Here is a 4,324-nt window from a genome sequence, read left to right on the forward strand (position 1 = left end):
GTAGATAGCTTGGCGGAATTTTTCTAGTTGTGTCAGGATCATCGCGTCAATGATTTATCGATTACTTTCATTGACTTTACGGCAGTCAGTGTTACTGCTGACTGCTTTTCTCTAGCCTTTTAGTCCAAAGTCCAGAACTTAGATTTGCTGGATGAATTGTTAACGAAGGACAGTGCGGCTAAGTTTTTCGACACATTTCGTCAGCGACGGGATGATATAGAAGAATTTATCGAAGATGTGCAAAAGCTGCAATCCTTCTTTAGCACACAAATTAAGCTGTTCCAGCAAGCTCATAATGACCTAAAAACTCTAGAACCAGAACTACGCCATATTAGTGAGCTAGATTTGCTCAGGCGGGTGGATTTAGTTAAGCAAATTTTGGCGATGTCTGACCCCACTGCCAAGATTCCAGAATTAGCAATGTTACTCCTACCTGTTAAAGATAAGGTGCAAGAGGTACTAAAAACTCAAATCTATCAGGTGGAGACTAAAAGCAAGGCAATGCGGGAGAAATTAGCTGAGTATGTGACTTCCGCTCACCAAGATATTTCTGCACAGCTTGACCTCGGTAACATCACCCAAGACATCGATAAAGTTGTCACCTCAGTTAACCAGGTAACAAGTATCGATTCTGCGATCGCACGTCAAAGTGAACTAGAAAGCATCCTCCCACAATTGCTGCAAAAAGTAGATCAGCAAGCTAATGAAATCATTCAGCGTCAATCAAACAATGGCAGTAACGGCAAAGCTACTTGTGTCAAACCTATCGTATCGGTGCAGGTAGCGAGAGTTGCGCCTAAACCCCTACTGGAAACACTCCAAGATGTGGATGTTTATCTAGAGGCGTTGCGGAAAACGCTATTGGATGAGATTCAACAAAATCATCGCGTTCGTCTTGAGTAATATTACTTATTTCTACCAATCATTTTCCTACCTTTATTGCATCACCCTATTCCCTCATCAGCTTATGAACCGCACTGCTATCAAAAACTTTGCTATTTGGGCGCGTCGTTACCTACGAGAACAAGTTAAAGCCCGTGCTGCCCAATTTGGCATAACTCACAAAAGTATTACAGAACCTCAGACAGTTGCAGGTGGACTGCTGGTAGCGGGTCAAACGCTAAATACCACGGAAGCAAACCAATATCATCAACTGCGAAATCGCTTGCAAGATTTAACCCTGAGCGCAGCCGAAGGGTTAACGCTAAGTTCCAGCCAGTCCCAGGCGGTAGATGCGCTGATAGATGAAATTGCCTACACCTGGTTTAACCGTTTGGCGGCGTTGCGGTTTATGGAGGTGAATGGATATATCGGGCGGGTGTTGAGTAGTAGCGACTCCAATTTGGTAGACCCTGATTTATTACGGGATGCTAGTTCTATTGCCGAAATGGGGGATTTACCTGAACTTGACTTGGATACTCTCCATGAGTGGCGCAGTTTTGCCAATCATGATCCTAATCCCGATGAGTTTCTCTACCGCCGTCTGCTGTTAGCTCAGTGTAAAGCTTTGGCAGAGGGAATTCCGGCACTGTTTGACCCTCGCCAGAATTACCAAGCGCTGTTTTTGCCTGGAAATTTGTTAAATCAAGATTCAATTGTACGGCGGCTGGAAAAGGAGATTCCAGAGGAGGACTGGCAGAACATTGAAGTAGTGGGTTGGTTGTATCAGTTTTACATTTCGGAACGTAAGGATGAGGTAATAGGGGCAAAGTCGAAGGTTGCAGCCGCAGATATTCCCGCAGCGACTCAATTGTTTACTCCCCACTGGATTGTTCGGTATATGGTGGAGAACAGTTTAGGGCGGCTGTGGTTAGAGGCGCACCCAGAATCACGGTTGCGGGAATATATGCCCTACTATTTGGAAAATCCTAACGATAATGGTGAGGGAGAAAAACCGCAAGCTTTAACGCCTCAAGAGTTGACTGTGATAGACCCTGCTTGTGGTAGTGGTCATATTTTGGTATATGCGTTTGATTTGCTGTTTGAAATTTACAAAGAACAAGGTTATTTAGAACGAGATATTCCGGCGCTGATTTTGAGGCACAATTTGTATGGTTTAGATATTGATGAACGTGCAGCGCAGTTAGCAAGTTTTGCGGTATTGATGAAGGCACGGGCAAAGAATTCGCGGATTTTGCGGAAATCTCTGGCTTTGAATATTATGGCGGTGCGTCCTACCCATAGTCGGACTTTACCACTTGCTACAGAATTAAATGCTGAAGATTGGCAAGCGTTAATTGAGGCTTTTAAAGATGCGGAAAATTTAGGAAGTTTAATTACTCCGCCAGCTTTTGATAGTCAGAAGTTGAAATGCCAATTGGATAATTTAGAAGTGAGTGATTCGTTATTTCGGGAGTATGTTCCAGCTTTAAAGGGGTTGTTATTACAGGCTGAGTTATTGAGGAAGCAGTATTGGGTTGTGGTTGCAAATCCACCTTTTATGGGTGGTAAAAGAATAAATGATACTCTGAAAAAATTCTTAGCTGAACACCATAATGATGTTAAATCAGATTTATTTTCTGCATTTATAATGCGAAACTTTGAGTTTGCATTTCCTCAAGCTCAATTAGGTTTTGTTTCTCCTTTTGTTTGGATGTTTCTATCTTCGTATGAAAAATTAAGAGGATTCTTGATTTCGCAAAAGACAATTCGTAGCTTAGTAAAACCTTCTTATACAAGTTTTTTTGATTCAGCAATTGTACCTTTAGTTACTTTTGTAATTAAGAATTGCTTTGAAAACATAAAAGGAGTTTATGTAGATTTAGGATATTTAGGATCATCGGAATCACAACCAATAAAGTTACTAGAAGCAATCAAAAATCCTGATTGTGGATATCTGTATTATGCAAATGCGGCTGATTATGCAAAGATTCCGGGGAGTGCGATTGCCTATTGGATATCTAACAATATGTTAACAATCTTTTCTAAAGGTAATGAACTAAAAGATATAGCATCGCCAAGGAAAGGTAATACAACTACAAATAATGATAGATTTCTTAGATTATGGTATGAGATTTCTTTAAATAAATTAGCTATTTATTATAGCAGTGTTAATCTGGTGAATCAAAACACAAAGAAATGGATTCCATACAATAAAGGTGGCGGTCTAAGAAAATGGTATGGATTTAATGAATATTTAATTAATTGGGAAAATAGCGGTCATGAAATTAAAAGTATTGCTCATTCTGTGGTTGCTAATGAAAAGTATTTTATGCAACCGGGTTGGACATGGTCTACTGTAACATCTGGAAGTTTTAGTATTAGAAAATTTAAAGAGGGCTTTATATTTGATAATGGGGGATGTTGTTTATTTGCTGCCGAGGAAATTAGTGATATTCTAGGTGGCTTGCTGAATTGTGTAGTTTTTCTAAAAATTTTTGTAAATTTAAATCCAACATTGAATTTTCAATCAGGTGAGGTAGCTAAATTCCCAGTAATTCTTCCTCAAAAACAATTAACTTCAAATATTATAAATGTTGTTAATCAATGTATTGGCATAAGTCATCAAGACTGGGACAACTTTGAAACCTCCTGGGACTTTCAAACCCACCCCCTATTACGCCACAACTCCAAATACCTCAACGAAGCTTTCACCATCTGGCAAAGCAAATCAGAAACAGCCTTCCGCGAACTCCAACAACTCGAAGAAGAAAATAACCGCTACTGGATAGAAGCATACGAATTACAAGATGAACTTACCCCAGAAGTAACCGACGACCAAATCACCATCCGCCGCGCCGACTTAAACAAAGATATCCGTTCCCTCATCTCCTATGCAGTCGGCTGTATCATGGGGCGCTACTCCCTCGACAAACCCGGACTCATCCACGCCGGACAACCATTTAACCCCACCTTACACCAAACTTTAAGCGCCAGCAGTGATGCAATTATTCCCATCACAGACCAAGCATACTTTGATAACGATATCGTTACCCGCTTCATAGAATTTCTGCGAGTTGCCTACAGTCCCGAAACCCTTACCGAAAACCTCAACTTCATCGCCAACGCCCTCACCCTGAGAAACGGCGAAAGCGCCCAAGAACGCATTCGTCGCTACTTTCTGCAAGAATTCATTTCTGACCACATTCAAACTTATAAAAAACGCCCCATTTACTGGCTGTTTACCAGTGGAAAAAAACGAGCTTTTGGCGCATTACTATATTTACACCGTTACAGCGAAGATCAGCAATTCTCATTTTGAAAAAAATAGAGTATTAACCCCGATTTTGGAATTCACAATATAGTACAAAGTAACTAGTTTCTCCGACAGAGGCAATGGCTAAAAAAACATCTGGAACGAAAAATAAGTATAACTACTCAATAA

At 40.6% G+C, this 4,324-nt stretch carries 2 protein-coding genes; both read left to right on the forward strand.

All coding sequences use genetic code 11. From position 1 onward, the window contains the following. The first annotated feature begins 144 nt into the window (after window positions 1-144). Window positions 145-903 carry a hypothetical protein gene (locus tag ACEW80_RS21490; RefSeq protein ID WP_373528541.1) on the forward strand — a complete coding sequence of 253 codons (759 nt, stop codon included), beginning with the start codon at window positions 145-147 and terminating at the stop codon, window positions 901-903. Window positions 904-967: 64 nt separating this feature from the next. Further along, complete coding sequence (pglX, locus tag ACEW80_RS21495) at window positions 968-4,201, forward strand: BREX-1 system adenine-specific DNA-methyltransferase PglX (protein ID WP_373528542.1); 3,234 nt, start codon at window positions 968-970, stop codon at window positions 4,199-4,201. The last annotated feature ends 123 nt before the right edge of the window (window positions 4,202-4,324 follow it).

Origin of the sequence: Nostoc sp. (assembly GCF_041747015.1) — a bacterium.
GTDB lineage: Bacteria > Cyanobacteriota > Cyanobacteriia > Cyanobacteriales > Nostocaceae > Nostoc.